The following is a 15,417-nucleotide window of genomic DNA, read 5'->3' as shown; positions in this document are numbered from 1 at the left end:
CTTTTTTCCAAGGGCTTCCTTCAGCAGATCATTCTGCATGCTTATCTCAGCATACATGCGCTTCAGACGGCGGTTCTCCTCAGCCATATCCTTCATCTCGGATATCAGTGAAGCATCCATGCCGCCAAACTTAGCCCGCCATTTGTAAAAACTCGCGCTGCTCATTCCGTGCTCACGGCACAGCTCAGAGACCGGCACACCGCCCTCCGCCTGCTTCAACACTGCCATGATCTGTGCGTCGCTGTATCGTCCGTTCTTCATCGTAAATCTCCTCAGATACCTTGCCGAGAAAATTCCACTTTTGAACACCGCTAATTTTAGGGGGGATTACCCATTGTCGCTAACTGGGTTACCTCATTTCCAACGGCATCCTTGACGATAAATTTGACGGCAGCGACGGGCTGCCCGTCCCGAGCATGGGCGTGCGCAACTGCGAGACGTAGTTCATGCGTAACGCTGACAACGCGTTCGCGATCATGGTTTAACCACATCGCAATTGGCTGGGGCGCTGAGCGCATGCTGTGGTTAGATGCACCTTCAATACTATCGGCGGTGTAAACAAATTCGGAACAAGCAATCGAGTTGTCCGTAAAATTTGATTGATCAGGATAAGGCTGCCTGACCCGACCGGTGAGATCGACCGTTGTTTCAGCTAAGGTCGGCGTTGCAAACCGATCAAATCCCGGGCGAGAAACCAACAATTCCTGGGGTTCTGACGCATTCAAATAATGCGTCATGTCGCTTTGTAATACTTGCCAGCCATCAGCCAAAATTTCTGTATTGGGCAAAGAATTTAGAGCATAAGGCTCTGCCCCAGTTTGCCCCAATTTCATCCCCACACCGAGTGTCATTTGCATAGTCGGCCCCTTGCGATCAGTTTGCTCAAGCCGTGAGGTATATCAGTGAGCCGATAGCGTTGCTTCGAACAGGGAGCGGGCGGGAGCAGGATTAATTTTTACGTAATATTAATGTTTAGCCCGCAGGGTTGTTCTAATCGCCGATGCAGCTTTTGAGAGGGCAACTATGATTTGGATTTAAAATACCAATACATGCCAGTACGGTGCTGCGTGGCAAAGCGACGCCTGATGGGCCGAAGCACGCCTGTCTCGATGGTAGTGCTTATCTATATGCTTTTGTTGCTGTTGCCGGCGGGCTTTAGCATCGGGTCGGTCTATCTGACTGGCACTAGGATCCTTCTGGCTTGCGTCATCGTACCGCTTGCTGTGCGTTTGTTTTGTGGGCATTTCGGGCGCATCCAACTAACGGATATTTTGTTCCTGCTACATTTTTTGTGGGTTGGGCTCTCCTTAATGATTAACAATCCCGAGCAAGCGACGGAAAACGCGGGGTCCATTGGAGTTGAGTTCCTAGGGGGCTACTTGATTGGACGCGCCTATGTCCGAGACAGGCATAGTTTTGCCGCCTTAATAAAAATTCTGACGACGTTGATTGTGCTCTGCTTTCCTCTCGCTGTGATCGAATCCCAAAACGGCACGTCGGTTCCGATCCAGCTTTGGCAAATGACAGGTCTGTCTACGCCGCCTGACCTTTCGATCGATCGCCGGATGGGACTGGAGCGCGTTCAGCTCGCTTTCGAACATCCCATTCACTGGGGCTTATTTTGCACTATTGCCACGTCGCTCTATTTTGTCGGCTTGGCGCGGCAGCACAGTTTTGGATTGCGGCTAATGATACTGGCGGTGATTTGTGCCAGTTGTTTCCTGTCCCTTTCCAGCGGTGCACTACTCGCCGCTCTCGTCCAGATAGGTCTGATACTATGGGGCTTCTTATGTCGAAGACTCGCGCAAAAGTGGATTGTTCTCTCAGTCGGTGTGGTGGCCCTCTACATTCTCGTTGATCTAATCTCTAATCGCGCACCGATCCAAGTTTTCATGAGCTACGCCACATTTTCGGCTCAAAGCGCCTATTGGAGGTCGGCGATATTTCAATGGGGCATGGTTAATATCTGGAGTGCGCCGGTGACAGGGATTGGGCTGCATGATTGGCTTAAGCCGATCTGGATGCACACGACAAGTATCGACAATTTTTGGCTTTTTATCGCAATGCGTTTTGGGCTGCCCGCGTTTGCTTTTCTGACCGTCGGTTATGGACTCGCACTTTGGCGAGTTGGCCGCATAAATTTCCAGGAGGACCCTACATTACGACAGATGCGACGTGGCTGGGTTTTATGCTTCGTCGGACTAAGCCTATCGCTGACCACGGTACATATTTGGGGTGCCATCTACGGGTTCGTCTTTTTCGTATTCGGAGCGGGGCTTTGGATGTTGGACGAAACACCGAGTTCGCCGCACGAAGAGTATCCAATTTGACCTATCCAGACGTTTAGCCGACGCCAAATTTTGCAGTCTAGTAAGGAAATTCCTTTAACTCAGATACAGGGTCGCGAAGAATTGCCGGCCAAAATGATCGAATTGTATTTGGGATTATAGGTAACGTGCCCACGCTAAATCTCTATGGCATCGCGTTAAAGGCTCAATCAGGTGGGATAGTGCTGCTCGTCGCGATAAGTGGGATAGTAAATCTTTTGATGCTGACTGGGTCAATCTATATGATCCAGATATACGACCGTGTCTTGCCGAGCGGATCTATTGTGACCCTGCTTGGATTATTCGGGATTGTGCTGCTTCTATACTGTTTTCTGGGCCTATTCGATCTCACAAGGCAACGGCTTTTGGCGCGCATTTCAGTGCGCATGGACCTTGCGCTTGGGGCGGCGTGCTTTGGTGATTGGATCAGCGTTCAAGAGCATAGCCGCGCGCAGGGAGGAGGGGAGCTGTCGCCTCTGCAGCAGCTGGTTCACCTTAGGCGATTGTTGTCCAGCCCTGCATTCGTGTGCGTGTGTGATATGCCGTTTGTACCGATATTCCTGGTGGCGCTGTATCTCATTCATCCATGGCTGGGGACAATGGTTCTCGCAGCGGCTGCGCTGGCCTGTGGCATGGTGGTGTTCGGCCGCTGGTTGACGCGTAGAACAGGTATCGCCTCTGTCGCTCAAGACACTATTCTCACTGATATGTCATATCAAAGCCGCCGACTGACCGAGCCATTGCGCGCCATGCGTATGGAGGATGATCTTGCGGCATATTGGCTAGGATTGCAGCGCAGTAGCCTGGTTTGGCACCAACGGTTGCATTTTGCCCCTGAAGCGCTGGCAGCCTTTAGCAAAACATTTCGACTGATGTTGCAATCGGCGATCCTGACGGTGGGTGCTGTTCTTGTTATTCAGGGAAAAATTTCCGCTGGGATGATTATGGCGGCATCCATCTTGGCAGGGCGCGTACTGGCACCCATTGACCAAATCACCGGTGGCTGGCGGCTAATCGCTGGCGGTTGGGCCGCACATCGACAGCTACATACCTATTTTGAACACTATGCGCCGACGCTCGAAGCGGTTGAGCTCCCCGCGCCGACAGGGCGCATATCGGTTTCATCTGTTTCTCAGACACCAGCCCCTCCGCGGGGGGACGGTTCACAATATAGCCTACAGGACATCACGTTCGACCTGCAGCCAGGAGATGGCCTGTGTATTCTAGGGGGTCTCGACGCAGGGAAAAGCGCGTTGGCAAAGCTCTTAGTAGGTATCTCGCCGCCGACCTCCGGTGAGGTCCGTTTTGATGCAGTCAAACTAAGTCTCTGGCCGTCTTCCCAGATCGGTCCTGCCATCGGCTATCTGCCTGAGGTGGTGGAGCTTTTGCCGGCTACGATCTTTGACAACATCTCGAGGTTCCGCGCCGAAGCCACAGATACGCAGGCTATCAACGCGGCCAAGCTTGCTCGGGTGCATGATGAGATTATGGCGCTCCCCGACGGCTATTCGACATTTTTAGGGAGGGGGGAGCAATCGGTTCTGAGCCAAGCACAGCTGCAGAAAATCGGCTTGGCACGAACCTTAGTTTTCGACCCTGCGCTCATCGTGATGGATGATCCTCGCCGATCCCTTTGCCGCTGCCCTGATGTCGAAGAAATCGTGCACGAGGTCACACGCCATATGCGGAACAGAAACTGCACGGTGGTGATTACAGCGCGTCAGCCTTGCGCAATTTCGGCTTTGAATAAGGTATTAATCCTATCTGACGGGCGCATGAAACGGTTCGGCCCGACAGAGGAAGTCCTGGGGCAGCCATATCCGGCGCGGGTCGCGGCTAAGGTTAGGGCGTTGCCCTCGCGCGGAAATGATACTTCACAGGTGGGGAATAGATGACCTTGTTCATACGATCGACGGCATTGGGCTCTGCATGCTGCGCCCAATGCCCTCTAAAGCAGCATGCTTGTTACATCAGTCCGTCCAGGAAACTCCGGTCAGATCGACAGCCTGTGTCGGTGCGTTGCGCCAAAGCCCGGTTAGTCCCGCCTTAGCGACAGAGAGCGAAGCAAGCTGGAAGAGGAACCCGTTGACGTAATCCTGAGAGATCATGGTTTGTGCCTCGCCCAGGACATCGTTGCGCATGTCGGGGTCTGTCGTTGTGTTCAACTTGGCCATTAACGTTTGGAAGTCGGGATTGTCGTACTGAAAGTAGTAGTCGGGGTTGGCATAGACGCCGATGTCCATCGGCTCGGTGTGGCTAACGATGGTCAGACCAAAATTCTTGCCCTTGAACACTGTTTCCAGCCACTGGGCCCATTCTACGTTGTTGATCTTGGCGGTGATACCGACTTCGGCGAGTTGCGCGGCGATGATTTCCCCGCCGCGACGGGCATACGAAGGGGGCGGCAGATCCAGTGTGGTTTCAAACCCATTGGCAAAGCCGGCTTCGGCGAGTAGCGCTTTGGATTTGTCGACGTCATACATGCTCAGCGCGGTTTGGTCGACGTAGGCTGGATTGTGGGGCGCGAAATGTGTGCCGATGGGCGTGCCATATCCGAACATTGCCCCGTCGATGATGGCTTGTCGGTCAATGGCGTGCGCTACCGCTTCGCGGACCTTCGGATTATCAAACGGAGGCTGCTTGTTGTTCATCGCCAGAATTGTCTCGCCCTCGGATGATCCGACAAGCACTTGAAACCGGGGGTCCGCTTCGAACTGCGGCAGGTTTTCAGGGGCGGGGAAGCTGACGAAAACGTCGACATCTTCCGCCATCATCGACGCAAATGCGGCCGTCGGATCAGAGATGAATTTAAACGTGGCCATGTCCAGCGCAGCCGGTGTCCCCCAATAATTCGGGTTCTTTTCAATGCGGATATTGTCGCCCTGGGTCCAGCTGGTGAATTTGAACGCGCCGGTCCCGATGGGCAGCTGTTTGATGTTGTCGATGCTTTCGGGAGCCACAATCACCGCGTCGCCCCATGCGAGGTTGAACAACAGGTTTCCATCCGGCTTGGACAGTTTGATTTCAACGGTGGAGGGGTCAACGATGGTCACCTCGGAAATCGCGGCGAATAGCGCTTTTTGGGCATTTGCGCTGTCTTCGGCATTGATCCGATCAAGTGAAAATTTAACGTCGGCGGCGTCCATCGTCGTGCCGTCGTGAAAGGTCACACCGCTTTGCAACTTGAACGTATAGGTTAGGCCATCGTCAGCGATTTCCCAAGATTGCGCAAGTCCGGGTACGATTGATCCGTCCCCCATGAACCGCGTTAAGCCTTCGAAAACGTTGGAATAAAGCACAGAATCAATAGCCCCCGCCGCGGCGCTGGTTGGGTCCAGATGCGGTGGTTCAAGCTGCATCGCGACGGTGATATCGCTTTTCGCAGCGACGCCACTGGCCATCAGCGCGGCAGCGCAGGTGCCTATGATAAGTTTGCGAAGATGGGCCATATATCCCTCCTGTTGGAAATAATAAAAAATGTTAACCAGTTCTGTCAGGTTTGACCAGCGTCGGGTTCGCTGGACAATTATCGGTTGTGCCTTGCCTGTCTGCGGTTTATGCGCCGTTTTTTGAGGTTTTGCAGGGGCGCACCATGGCTACGATATCTACCACTTTGGGTATTGATTTCGGGACGTCGAACTCTGCCGTCGGCTATGCGATAGACGGCGTGCCGCACCTGATCAACGTCGAGGCGGGGCAGAACACACTGCCGACCGCGCTGTTTTTCGATAATGAGGAAAAGCGCATCATTTATGGGCGCGGTGCCCAAAAGGCGCTGATCGGCGGCGAGGACGGGCGGTATATGCGCGCGCTCAAAAGTCTGCTGGGCACACCGTTGATGCGGGAAAGCCGTGTCTTGTTGGGCAAGCGCATGGATTTCATCGCCATTGTGGCGAGCTTTCTAGCGGAGTTGAAAGCAAAAGCAGAGCGCGCCACCGGCCAGCAGTTTGATCGAGCGCTGTCCGGGCGGCCCGTGATGTTCCATAGCGCCGATCCCGCGCGGGATGCGCAGGCGTTGGTGGATCTGACCGAATGCTATACCCAAGCCGGCTTCAAAGACGTCCGTTTTATGCCCGAACCAGAGGCCGCGGCACTGGCCAACCGCGCTGTATTAGAGCCTGGCGATCTGGGGCTGATCGTCGATATTGGCGGCGGTACCTCTGACTTTACCCTGTTTCGGCAGGAAGGTGACGCCGGCATTCATATCCTCGCAAGCAAAGGCGTTCGCATTGGCGGTACGGATTTTGATCGGGAACTGAGCCTTCAGCACGTGATGCCGCATCTGGGGATGGGCAGCCAGATCAAGCATGTGTTCGGTGATGAAACCCACGCGGCGCCGCATGCCGTATTTGCCGATCTGGCGACGTGGCAGAAAATTCCGTTCCTTTATACCCGCGAACAACGCCGCGCCGTTGAGGATCTGGTGAAATACGCGGTAGAGCCCGAGCTGTTGAACCGCCTTGCCCGTGTCCTGGAAGACGAGCTTGGCCACGACATGGCCTTTGCCGTCGAGGCTGGAAAAATTGCCGCCAATGACCCTGATGCCAGCGCCCCGCCACAAATCGACCTAAAGATCGTCGAGCGCGGGCTGACGGTGCCGTTGCCGCAAGCGATGATGGCTACGACCTTGTCGGGGATGTCGACAGAGGTTGCTCAGGTGGCGACCGATCTGGCGGCGCAGGCGGAGGTAGAGACCGACGCCGTGACCAAACTGATCTTTGTTGGCGGGTCTAGTCTGATGGGGGTCATCGACCGCGCCATGCGCGACGCCTTCCCCCAGGCGGAGGTGCATCGGGGGGCTGCGATGACAGCAATCGTCGATGGGCTCGCTATCGCAGCGCCACACGCATTTTCCGACCTTTGACGGTGCGGGCTGACGCTATTCTTTCGAAAGCAGCAGCGTCTCTAGCGCGGCCCCCATCACGCAGGCGCTGTCGACCATATCGTCGATGCCGATGTATTCATCCGGCTTATGCGCTAGCTCTAGCAGGCCGGGGCCATAGGCGATGCAATTTTTGAGCTTGCCGATCCGGTCGATGTGTTTCTGGTCGTATGACCCGGGGGAGGCAACATATTCAGGGGGTTTGCCCATGATATCCTCGATCGCATGGGCGACGGTTTGCACGACCGGCGCATCACGGTCGGTCATCGACGGCATGACAGAGTTCAGTTCTGTCAGCTCATAGTCAAAATCGACCCGTGTTTCGCGTAGCCCTTCCAGCAGCGCGCGCACTTCGCCGCGCACCTGATCCAGCGGTTCTTCCAGCAAAAAGCGCCGGTCGATGGTAATGCGGCAGCTGTCGGGGACGCAGTGCGCCGGTAACCCGTCAAAGTCCGCATCGTTTTCCTTTTGTCCACCGTGTATCGAATTGATGTTCATAGTTGAACTGCGCGCCCCTTCGGGGACCACGGGCATGTCTGTGTGACGGGCGGCCATGGCGGGGAAAAGCTTGTTTTCGAACTCGGACAGCACCGCGCCCATGTGGCGCACGGCGCAGTCGCCTAGAAACGGCATCGAGCCGTGGGCGATTTCGCCCTTGGTTTCGATCTCGGCCCACCAGCCGCCGCGGTGACCCAGACAGATACGGTCTTTTTGCAACGGCTCGGGGATGATCACGTGCTGCACGCGGTCAGGGTTGAAATGCCCGTGTTCTGCCAGGTAGGCGACGCCACCATAGCCGCCGGATTCCTCATCCGCCGTGCCAGAAATTTCGATGGCCCCGCTAAAGTCGGGATGTTGTTCGATAAAGGCTTCCGCCGCGATGATTGAGGCCGCCAGCCCGCCCTTCATATCGCAGGTGCCGCGCCCGTATATCTTGCCATCCGAGATTTCCGCCCCGAATGGGTCGAACGTCCAACCCGCGCCCACCTCGACCACGTCGGTATGGCTGTTAAAATGCACGCATTCGCCGGCCCTGCGCCCTTCGCGACGGGCGATGATGTTCCAGCGGGGGTATTTTTCGCTGTCGCCGGGGGTGCCAAACGCGCGGATCAACTGCGTCTCGAACCCGTGCTTGCGCAGACGGGTATCGAGGTATTCGCAGATCAAACGATAGTCCTGCCCCGGCGGGTTCAACGTCGGGATGCGGATCAAATCTTGGGTCAGGGCGATCAGGTCGTCGCGCTTGGCGATAATTGCGGTAGAGAGTGTGCTTGTCATGGTGCCATGTTTGAACGGGCGTTCATATATGGCAAGCGAAGTTTGAAGTTGCCCCGTCGGATTTGAGTTTATTTTGCAAAATGAAGCCGCGAACGGACGTTTATGCGGCGATGTCTTTTATCGCGGTGAGCAGGGCGCGGACTTCGTCCATCGAATTGTAATGGCACAGAGAAACGCGTACCGCAGCATCCAGCCCCAGCGGCGTAAGGATATTGCCGGAGTAGTGATCGGCCTTGCGCACATGGGTCCGGATGCCTTGGGCGTTGAGCTTTGACACGATATCTGCAGCGGGCAGCGTGTCGAGGGTGAACGATACCAACCCCTCGCGGTCGGGGTTGTCTGTTCCGCCAAGGATGGTGACGCCCGCCAGATCAGCTAGTCCCGCAAGGTTGCCGTTACCGAACATCAGCGCGTTGGTAAGCTGATGCTCATGCGTGTGAATTGCAGCCGCGGCGGCCTCGATACGTGCGCGCGGATCGCTGGCGTCGGATACTTGCGCCCCCAGCCAGTCAAAATAACGCACCACATCCGAAAATGTCGCATAGGCTCCTGTGTCTCGGGTGCCCATTTCCCAGTTGCCAGCGGGACCGTTTGCCAGTGTTTCAATCGGCAGCGATGAAAGGCGATCAGAGGCCCAGGCGATGCCATAGCCGTGGCGCGAGAACAGTTTGTACGGCGAGATGACATATCCATCGATATCATAGCTGGCGATGTCGATATGGCCGTGGCTGGCGTGTTGGATGCCATCAACAAAGATAAAGGCGTCGGGAGAGACGGCGCGGATCGCGGCGCTGATGCCCGCCACATCGTTGGCAATTCCTGTAACTGGCGAGGTGTGCAAAATTGTAGCGACCCGTACCTCGGATGTCATCAAGGCAGCATAGGCATCGGGCGTGACCTGTCCTGTCGCGTTGTCGTGGGGCACGCTGATATATGGTTTGCCTGCCACATCGGCCCAGTGTTGCGCGGCGCTGCGCGAAGCGGGGTGTTCGACGGTGGACCCGATGACGGCACCGGGGGCGCTGCCCATGACCGCGGTGCGGATCAGACGGAACGACAGCTCGGTTCCGCTTTCGCCAACAAAGAACTGCCCGACGGGGGCGTTAAAGAACAGCGCCATGTCGGCGCGAGCCTTTTTGATAACATCGACCAGCGCATGGGATGCCGGATTATCGCGGCCTTGGTTGTCAGGGATCGCCGCGAATTTGGCAGAAGTATCGACGACAGATTTCAGCGTTAGCGCGCCGCCAGCGTTTTCGAAAAACACGCGCGGACCCTGAAACGGGCAGTTGTCTACATGGGCAAAGCTGTCGCGGATTGCTGTCATGACTTTGGGGTTATCGGTGAACATTCTAGCGCTCCGCTACGTTAAATTGTGTGCTTATGCAGTTTCTGCGCTAGTTTGAGGCTGGATAACAATGGTATTTTAAGGCCTCGGCCCTATTCCTTAGCCTTTTTCAGGAGCGCAAACATGGCCCCTCTTATTCAACGCAGGGTTTCGCGCAAGAAATCGCAAGACGCGCAGGCCGAAGAGAAATCTGTGAGCGAAGCGACGGCCCTGTCGCCCAAGCTGATTTACGAGGTTATCCGCCGCGAGGGCGAGGAAGAGCTGGCGCGCAGTAAGCGGTCTTTGATCTGGTCGGGCATCGCCGCTGGTATCATGATCAGCCTGTCGGTTCTGGGCGAGGCGGTGTTTCGCACCTATCTGCCCGATACGCCGCACCGGTTTTTGATCGAAAATCTGGGCTATTCGCTGGGGTTTCTGGCCGTAATCATGGGCCGGATGCAGTTGTTTACCGAAAATACCATTACGACCGTTTTGCCCATCATGCGGGCTAAGACATGGCATTCGCTGATGTGCATGTTGCGACTGTGGGGGGTCGTACTGGCAGCGAATGTGGTGGGCGCATTTGCCGCCGCGATGCTGTTCCTATGGACGCCAGCGATCTCGCCCGACGTGCTGTCGGCGATACTTGACCTGTCGCATCACGCAACCAGCATGGGGGCCTATCAGGGGTTCTGGCGGGCAATACCGGCGGGAGTGATTGTGGCGCTCATTGTTTGGATGATGCCGCAGGCGGATGAGACGTCTTTTTTCCTGATCTTGGTATTCACATGGCTCATCGCGGCAGGGGATTTTGCGCATATTGTTGCGGGATCGGTTGAGATGGCGGTGATGATCCTGAACGGTCAGCTTGGCGTATTTGCAGCGGTGTTCGAGTTTTTCCTACCGGTGCTTGCGGGCAACATTGTCGGAGGAACGATCATCTTTACGCTCGTGGCTTGGGGTCAAGTGCGCGATGAGGTAGAAGAAGACAAGTAGCGAATAATTGATGCGGTAGCTGTAGCGGCTGCAGAAGACAAGGATCAGGGCTTTTGGCAGAAAAATCGGTGGGCATCTTCAAGCTGTACTGGGACGCGTTGAAGGCTGCGCTGGTTGATATCGCCGATAAAAACGTATCGCTGATCGCTGCGGGGGTGGCATTTTATGCAATGCTGTCGTTGTTTCCGGCGATTGCGGCGTTGGTCACGATCCTTAGCCTGATCTCGGACCCGGTCGTTGTCATTGCCCAGCTTGAGGACATGCGTGGCCTGCTGCCGAATGATGTCTATGATATTTTGAACGATCAGGTTGTGTCTTTGGTGACGACCAGCACTGGCAAGCTCGGCTGGGCGGGTGCGGTCTCTGTTCTGGTGGCGATGTGGTCGGCGCGAGCGGGCGTTGGCGCGATGATGATCGGTTTGAACAGCGTCTATAGTGAGCGAAACAGGAATGCCGCACGACATTATTTCCGCGCACTTACGCTGACGGCAACCTTGGTGCTGGTCGGATTGATCGCACTTGTGACGGTGGTGATTGCGCCGATCGTCCTGTCGTTTATCCCGATGGGCGTGTTCGGTTATTTCGTGGCAGAGGTCATCCGGTGGAGCATCGCAATCACGGTCCTGCTGGCCGGTGTGGGCGTACTTTACCGATTTGGTCCGAACCGTCGTGCCGCGCGGATCGGCTGGCTTACATGGGGTGCCGTCTTTGCGGTATTTTCATGGGCCGTCGTGTCGATCGCCTTTAGCTATTACGTGGCGAATTTCGGGAATTACAATCAGGTCTACGGGTCCATCGGGGCTGTCATCGCCATGCTGGTCTGGCTGTGGATCAGCAGCTTTTTGGTATTGATGGGGGCCTCGTGGAACGCACAGGTGGAACTGCGCACACGTCCTGACAGCACCATCGGGCCTGATCGTCCGCGCGGGAACCGGGGCGCGTATGTTGCGGATAATCTGGTCGGTTTTTCAGAGGAATAACGGCTACATCAACGGGCGTTTTGTCGGTTTGCTTCGTTCCGTCTCGGCAACGTCGGCGAGCTTATCCAGATCATTAACCTGCAGCACTTGATCGGACCATGATGCAAGCTGCTGATCGCGCAGCTTTGCAAGGGTTTTGTTGGTGTGAACCAGGGACAGGCCCAAAGCGTCCGCCAGATCACGCTGCGTAAAGGGAAGGGTCATCGTATTGTTGGTGACCATACCCAGCCCCATACCGCGTTCAAAGAACTTGAGCATCGCCCATGACACGGCTTGCAAGGCAGTGCGTTGACCGACAGTGGCCAGCGTCTCGCCGAGAAAATGTTCCTCGATTGCAGCGAGCCACGTGATGTCAAAGGCACGGTTGGGGTTGCTGCGGAAAAAGGTCCAAAAGTCGGATCGGTTGAATACACACATACGCATATGGGTGCGCGCATCAATGCTATGCCCCATTTCGCCTAGCATACCGGCCTGTAGCCCAAGGAAATCTCCGGGGAAAACAAAATTTATGACCTGTCGTTCACCATTGTCCAGCGACCTATGGCGAATCCCCATGCCTGAAAGCACAGTATAGAGTTGGGGGGAGTTTGATCCTTGCATCAGGATCGTGGTGCCGGGATCAACGGACAGCTCGCCGACCTTGAATTTCTTCATGAATTCGAGCTCTTCCCGTGTCATTGTGACAAAGGCGTCCTTTTTGTGCAGAGGACAATAACGACAATCGATACCCATTAAAAAATTCCTAACTCGTATGTCATAGTTTAACGCGATGCCGGATAGAGTTTGCTACACTTGCGTCAACAGAAAGGCGCGCTGTGATTCCTTTTTTCGTCTTTGATACAGACCCGATTGTTCGGGCCGATGTGGTCGATATCCTTGAACAGGCATGCGGCTGCACTGCCTTGTTTGTGTCCGAAAGCCTGACGGCTTTTGTCGAAGATCTGCGCAGCTGTTCTGCCCAAGCGGTTGCGCTTGTTTCTGGAACAAGACACGATTTGGCAGAGCTTTTTGCCTATGATCTACCTAAGACCAACGTGGCTTATGTCTTATATGGCCAAGGTCAGGCGCTTCCCGAACAATATGTCTATTCCGTTGTCGACCGGCCTTTCACCAATGAAACTATGATGCAAGGCATTAGTGACGCGCTTGCTTCCCTGCGTTCAGACCGTTGACGAAAGCCATAATGATCGCAGCAATTCCGCCCACGCCGCCAGTCACTTGGGCTTGTTGCATTGCTTGCGCTCGCAAGGCCGCTTCGCGCTTCTGACGCCGAATTGCACGGGCGCGAATTGACAGGGCAGCGATCAGAACAAGACCTAGCCCAAAGAGCAAACTTCCCAGAATTAGGCACGCCACCAAGGCCGAAGTAAACGTTAGCAGAAATAGCCAGAAGGCGACTGCGAGAAATGCCCCACCTACAATCAGGCAAAGCATCGCGCCGAAACCAATTGCTGCGGTTTGCGCAGTTCGGGTCGCCTTGAGGGCAACCCTATCTGTCACATATTCGAACATTAGCGGCGGGTCGCGAACAGACCGGCGATGAACCCAACACCCGCAGCGATGCCTAAGGCGGCAGTGGGTTGAGTGCGTACAAAATCTTCGGCAGTTTTCTGAGCTTCTAGCGCCTTATCGCGTCCGGAGTTTGCCATATCCTGAGCGGTGGACTTCGCCGTCGAGGCGGCTTCGGCGCTTTTGGCTTTGGTCAGATCGGCCATCGTGCTTGTCAGAGACGCAATATCGTCTTTCAAAACGCTCAGTTGGACCGAAATGTCATCGACAGACAGCGCTTTTGTGGTGGTTACGTCCTTGGCCATGGTGATCTCCAATATTCATGTGTTCACCAACCAAACGCGTCCTGTGGGCATAAGTTCCGACGCAATGTGTTTCACGTGGCACATCGCGCATAAAAAAAGGCCACGGTGGAACCCGTGGTCTTTTGTTCGTTCACATGGCGGAGCTTAGCTGTTCAGCGTCTCTGTCGAAGAGAAGAACATCGCCTGCGAAACCGCGGAAACAACCTGATCCACAGTATATGGTTTAGAGATCAGGAACGCGGGCTCGGGCTTGTCACCGGTCAGCAGGCGTTCGGGGAAGGCCGTGATGAAGATAACCGGACGGTTGCCCAGATCGCGCAGCAGGTCGTTGACCGCATCGATACCGGAGGAGTTATCGGCCAATTGAATGTCGGCGAGGATCAGGTCCGGCACGTCAGCCTTGCCTAGTTTTACGGCCTCTTCGCGTGTGCGTGCAACACCGGTGACCCGGTGACCCATCTCGGCAACGATAGATTCGATATCCATCGCGATAATCGCCTCGTCTTCGATGATCATGACCGAACCGGTTACACTATCGGCCATCTCACGGCGCGCAATCTGCACCAGCTGGCTGGCTTCGCTTTCTTCAACGCCGATGATTTGACCGACCTCTTTGAAAGAAAACCCTTCAATCGTGTGAAGCAGCAACGCTTCGCGGCTGTGGTTGGTCAGCTTAGCGAGGTGTTTTTGCGCTTTGGCCCGGAGGCCGCTTTCGCCTTCTTCAACAGGTGCACCGGCACTGGCCCAAATGCCGTATAACACCCGAAAAACACCTGTACGCGTATCGACACCATCCAGAACCGACCGATCTGTCAGGATCGCTTCGAGCGACGCGGCTGCAAAAGCATCGCCGCTGTTTTGGCTACCGGTAAGCGCGCGCGCGTAGCGACGCAGGTAAGGAAGGCATTCACCCAACGCATCGCTGACACTTGGTGTTTCGGTGACATCCGTCATTTATTGTCGTCCTTTTAAAATATTTCTGGAACCAAACCCCCTAACGTTAAGTTTGGTTCCATGTCATATGTATATATATAGTATTTAGAGAAGGCAGGAAACTTGTTGATGCAATCAGGCCAAAACGACGAGCGTGAGCGCTTTATCGATGAAAATCTTCGCCGCGTTTACGATGAAACGATGGAAGAAGGCGTTCCAGATAAATTCAAGGACCTGCTCAACCAGCTGAAAGAGCAGGATAAAACTGTTGGTAAAAAGGGATGAGCGCCGCTGATCCGCGCGATCAACTGGTAGAGCATTTGCCAGCCATGCGCGCCTTTGCCATTAGCCTGACCCGCAATGGTGCGATCGCCGATGACATGGTTCAAGACACTTTGGTCAAAGCCTGGACAAATATCGAGAAATTCGAGGTCGGCACGAACATGCGTGCGTGGCTCTTCACAATTTTGCGCAACACGTATTATTCGTCGCGTCGTAAGGCCAACCGTGAAGTCGCGGACGTCGATGGTGTGTTCACTGAAAGCCTGGCTGAAAAGCCGGCACACGATGGGCATATGCAAATGACAGACTTCCGCAAGGCTTTGGGTCTATTGAAGGACGAACAACGCGAAGCTTTGTTGCTTGTGGGTGCATCCGGATTCTCTTACGAAGAAGCTGCAGATATGTGTGGCGTGGCAGTAGGGACAATCAAAAGCCGGACCAACCGTGCACGTGCGCGCCTTGCTGAGTTGATGGGCTTGCGGGACGATGAAAGCCTCGAAATGACGGATGATGCGACAATGTCTGTAATTTCTGCATCCAAAGTTTCTTCCTTCTGACCATGACCTCGGGGTTCCTATCAACGAATATTTTTCGTGGC

General features: G+C 55.1%; 17 protein-coding genes. 8 read left to right on the top strand and 9 right to left on the bottom strand.

The window, feature by feature from the left end; all coding sequences use genetic code 11:
• On the bottom strand, positions 1–261 hold a 261-nt coding region (locus BLQ98_RS04505), incomplete at its 3' end, for a transposase (protein WP_141135301.1).
• A gap of 56 nt (positions 262–317) precedes the next feature.
• Positions 318–857 carry a hypothetical protein gene (locus BLQ98_RS04500; protein WP_093732145.1) on the bottom strand — a complete coding sequence of 180 codons (540 nt, stop codon included), beginning with the start codon at positions 855–857 and terminating at the stop codon, positions 318–320.
• A 252-nt stretch (positions 858–1,109) separates the two neighbouring features.
• On the opposite strand from BLQ98_RS04500, the gene BLQ98_RS04495 reads away from it, so the two are divergent.
• Together BLQ98_RS04495 and BLQ98_RS04490 are read left to right on the top strand one after the other, a co-directional pair.
• Positions 1,110–2,330: an O-antigen ligase family protein gene (locus BLQ98_RS04495; RefSeq protein ID WP_244148370.1), complete on the top strand. Its 1,221-nt coding sequence runs from the start codon at positions 1,110–1,112 to the stop codon at positions 2,328–2,330.
• Positions 2,331–2,455: 125 nt separating this feature from the next.
• Positions 2,456–4,222: a type I secretion system permease/ATPase gene (locus tag BLQ98_RS04490; protein ID WP_093732143.1), complete on the top strand. Its 1,767-nt coding sequence runs from the start codon at positions 2,456–2,458 to the stop codon at positions 4,220–4,222.
• A gap of 75 nt (positions 4,223–4,297) precedes the next feature.
• On the opposite strand, the gene BLQ98_RS04485 is transcribed toward BLQ98_RS04490, so the two are convergent.
• Positions 4,298–5,776 carry an ABC transporter substrate-binding protein gene (locus BLQ98_RS04485; RefSeq protein ID WP_093732142.1) on the bottom strand — a complete coding sequence of 493 codons (1,479 nt, stop codon included), beginning with the start codon at positions 5,774–5,776 and terminating at the stop codon, positions 4,298–4,300.
• Positions 5,777–5,919: 143 nt separating this feature from the next.
• Between BLQ98_RS04485 and BLQ98_RS04480 the strand changes: the two genes are divergently transcribed.
• On the top strand, positions 5,920–7,191 hold the full coding sequence (locus BLQ98_RS04480; protein WP_093732155.1) for an Hsp70 family protein: 1,272 nt from the start codon (positions 5,920–5,922) through the stop codon (positions 7,189–7,191).
• A gap of 15 nt (positions 7,192–7,206) precedes the next feature.
• Here BLQ98_RS04480 and BLQ98_RS04475 read toward each other — a convergent pair whose 3' ends face one another.
• Both BLQ98_RS04475 and BLQ98_RS04470 read right to left on the bottom strand, forming a co-directional pair.
• Positions 7,207–8,487, bottom strand: a complete 1,281-nt coding sequence (locus tag BLQ98_RS04475; protein ID WP_093732141.1) for an acetylornithine deacetylase/succinyl-diaminopimelate desuccinylase family protein — start codon at positions 8,485–8,487, stop codon at positions 7,207–7,209.
• A 100-nt stretch (positions 8,488–8,587) separates the two neighbouring features.
• Positions 8,588–9,838, bottom strand: coding sequence for an aminotransferase class V-fold PLP-dependent enzyme (locus tag BLQ98_RS04470; protein WP_093732140.1), 1,251 nt, complete (start codon positions 9,836–9,838; stop codon positions 8,588–8,590).
• Positions 9,839–9,958: 120 nt separating this feature from the next.
• On the opposite strand from BLQ98_RS04470, the gene BLQ98_RS04465 reads away from it, so the two are divergent.
• Both BLQ98_RS04465 and BLQ98_RS04460 read left to right on the top strand, forming a co-directional pair.
• The gene (locus BLQ98_RS04465) at positions 9,959–10,810 is read left to right on the top strand and encodes a formate/nitrite transporter family protein (RefSeq protein ID WP_093732139.1); all 852 of its coding nucleotides are present in this window, start codon (positions 9,959–9,961) and stop codon (positions 10,808–10,810) included.
• Between the two features lie 53 nt (positions 10,811–10,863).
• Complete coding sequence (locus tag BLQ98_RS04460) at positions 10,864–11,790, top strand: YihY/virulence factor BrkB family protein (protein WP_237272562.1); 927 nt, start codon at positions 10,864–10,866, stop codon at positions 11,788–11,790.
• Positions 11,791–11,793: 3 nt separating this feature from the next.
• Here BLQ98_RS04460 and BLQ98_RS04455 read toward each other — a convergent pair whose 3' ends face one another.
• Positions 11,794–12,522, bottom strand: coding sequence for a Crp/Fnr family transcriptional regulator (locus tag BLQ98_RS04455; RefSeq protein WP_093732138.1), 729 nt, complete (start codon positions 12,520–12,522; stop codon positions 11,794–11,796).
• 83 nt (positions 12,523–12,605) lie between these two features.
• Here BLQ98_RS04455 and BLQ98_RS04450 point away from each other — a divergent pair, with 83 nt between their 5' ends.
• Positions 12,606–12,962: a hypothetical protein gene (locus BLQ98_RS04450; RefSeq protein ID WP_093732137.1), complete on the top strand. Its 357-nt coding sequence runs from the start codon at positions 12,606–12,608 to the stop codon at positions 12,960–12,962.
• Here BLQ98_RS04450 and BLQ98_RS04445 read toward each other — a convergent pair.
• From BLQ98_RS04445 to BLQ98_RS04435, 3 genes are all read right to left on the bottom strand, one after another.
• Positions 12,925–13,302, bottom strand: a complete 378-nt coding sequence (locus tag BLQ98_RS04445) for a hypothetical protein (RefSeq protein ID WP_093732136.1) — start codon at positions 13,300–13,302, stop codon at positions 12,925–12,927. The two genes, BLQ98_RS04450 and BLQ98_RS04445, sit on opposite strands and share 38 nt — an antisense overlap.
• Positions 13,302–13,604, bottom strand: coding sequence for an ElaB/YgaM/YqjD family protein (locus BLQ98_RS04440; protein WP_237272564.1), 303 nt, complete (start codon positions 13,602–13,604; stop codon positions 13,302–13,304). The genes BLQ98_RS04445 and BLQ98_RS04440 overlap by 1 nt, the downstream gene beginning before the upstream one ends.
• A 144-nt stretch (positions 13,605–13,748) precedes the next feature.
• On the bottom strand, positions 13,749–14,558 hold the full coding sequence (locus tag BLQ98_RS04435; RefSeq protein WP_093732134.1) for a response regulator: 810 nt from the start codon (positions 14,556–14,558) through the stop codon (positions 13,749–13,751).
• Positions 14,559–14,666: 108 nt separating this feature from the next.
• On the opposite strand from BLQ98_RS04435, the gene BLQ98_RS04430 reads away from it, so the two are divergent.
• Complete coding sequence (locus tag BLQ98_RS04430) at positions 14,667–14,822, top strand: NepR family anti-sigma factor (RefSeq protein WP_093732133.1); 156 nt, start codon at positions 14,667–14,669, stop codon at positions 14,820–14,822.
• Complete coding sequence (locus tag BLQ98_RS04425; RefSeq protein ID WP_093732132.1) at positions 14,819–15,376, top strand: RNA polymerase sigma factor; 558 nt, start codon at positions 14,819–14,821, stop codon at positions 15,374–15,376. Before BLQ98_RS04430 ends, BLQ98_RS04425 begins: the two co-directional genes overlap by 4 nt.
• The last annotated feature ends 41 nt before the right edge of the window (positions 15,377–15,417 follow it).

This window comes from Sulfitobacter litoralis (assembly GCF_900103185.1).
Taxonomy (GTDB): Bacteria; Pseudomonadota; Alphaproteobacteria; order Rhodobacterales; family Rhodobacteraceae; genus Sulfitobacter; species Sulfitobacter litoralis.
Note: the sequence above shows the minus strand (reverse complement) of the source record. Positions and strands in the feature narration are given on the sequence as shown.

Excerpts from the sequence above, each read along its gene's own strand:
- BLQ98_RS04500 (WP_093732145.1), bottom strand. The coding sequence starts at position 857 with ATGCAAATGACACTCGGTGTGGGGATGAAATTGGGGCAAACTGGGGCA.
- BLQ98_RS04495 (WP_244148370.1), top strand. The coding sequence starts at position 1,110 with ATGGTAGTGCTTATCTATATGCTTTTGTTGCTGTTGCCGGCGGGCTTT.
- BLQ98_RS04485 (WP_093732142.1), bottom strand. The coding sequence starts at position 5,776 with ATGGCCCATCTTCGCAAACTTATCATAGGCACCTGCGCTGCCGCGCTG.
- BLQ98_RS04480 (WP_093732155.1), top strand. The coding sequence starts at position 5,920 with ATGGCTACGATATCTACCACTTTGGGTATTGATTTCGGGACGTCGAAC.
- BLQ98_RS04475 (WP_093732141.1), bottom strand. The coding sequence starts at position 8,487 with ATGACAAGCACACTCTCTACCGCAATTATCGCCAAGCGCGACGACCTG.
- BLQ98_RS04470 (WP_093732140.1), bottom strand. The coding sequence starts at position 9,838 with ATGTTCACCGATAACCCCAAAGTCATGACAGCAATCCGCGACAGCTTT.
- BLQ98_RS04465 (WP_093732139.1), top strand. The coding sequence starts at position 9,959 with ATGGCCCCTCTTATTCAACGCAGGGTTTCGCGCAAGAAATCGCAAGAC.
- BLQ98_RS04455 (WP_093732138.1), bottom strand. The coding sequence starts at position 12,522 with ATGGGTATCGATTGTCGTTATTGTCCTCTGCACAAAAAGGACGCCTTT.
- BLQ98_RS04445 (WP_093732136.1), bottom strand. The coding sequence starts at position 13,302 with ATGTTCGAATATGTGACAGATAGGGTTGCCCTCAAGGCGACCCGAACT.
- BLQ98_RS04440 (WP_237272564.1), bottom strand. The coding sequence starts at position 13,604 with ATGGCCAAGGACGTAACCACCACAAAAGCGCTGTCTGTCGATGACATT.
- BLQ98_RS04435 (WP_093732134.1), bottom strand. The coding sequence starts at position 14,558 with ATGACGGATGTCACCGAAACACCAAGTGTCAGCGATGCGTTGGGTGAA.
- BLQ98_RS04430 (WP_093732133.1), top strand. The coding sequence starts at position 14,667 with ATGCAATCAGGCCAAAACGACGAGCGTGAGCGCTTTATCGATGAAAAT.
- BLQ98_RS04425 (WP_093732132.1), top strand. The coding sequence starts at position 14,819 with ATGAGCGCCGCTGATCCGCGCGATCAACTGGTAGAGCATTTGCCAGCC.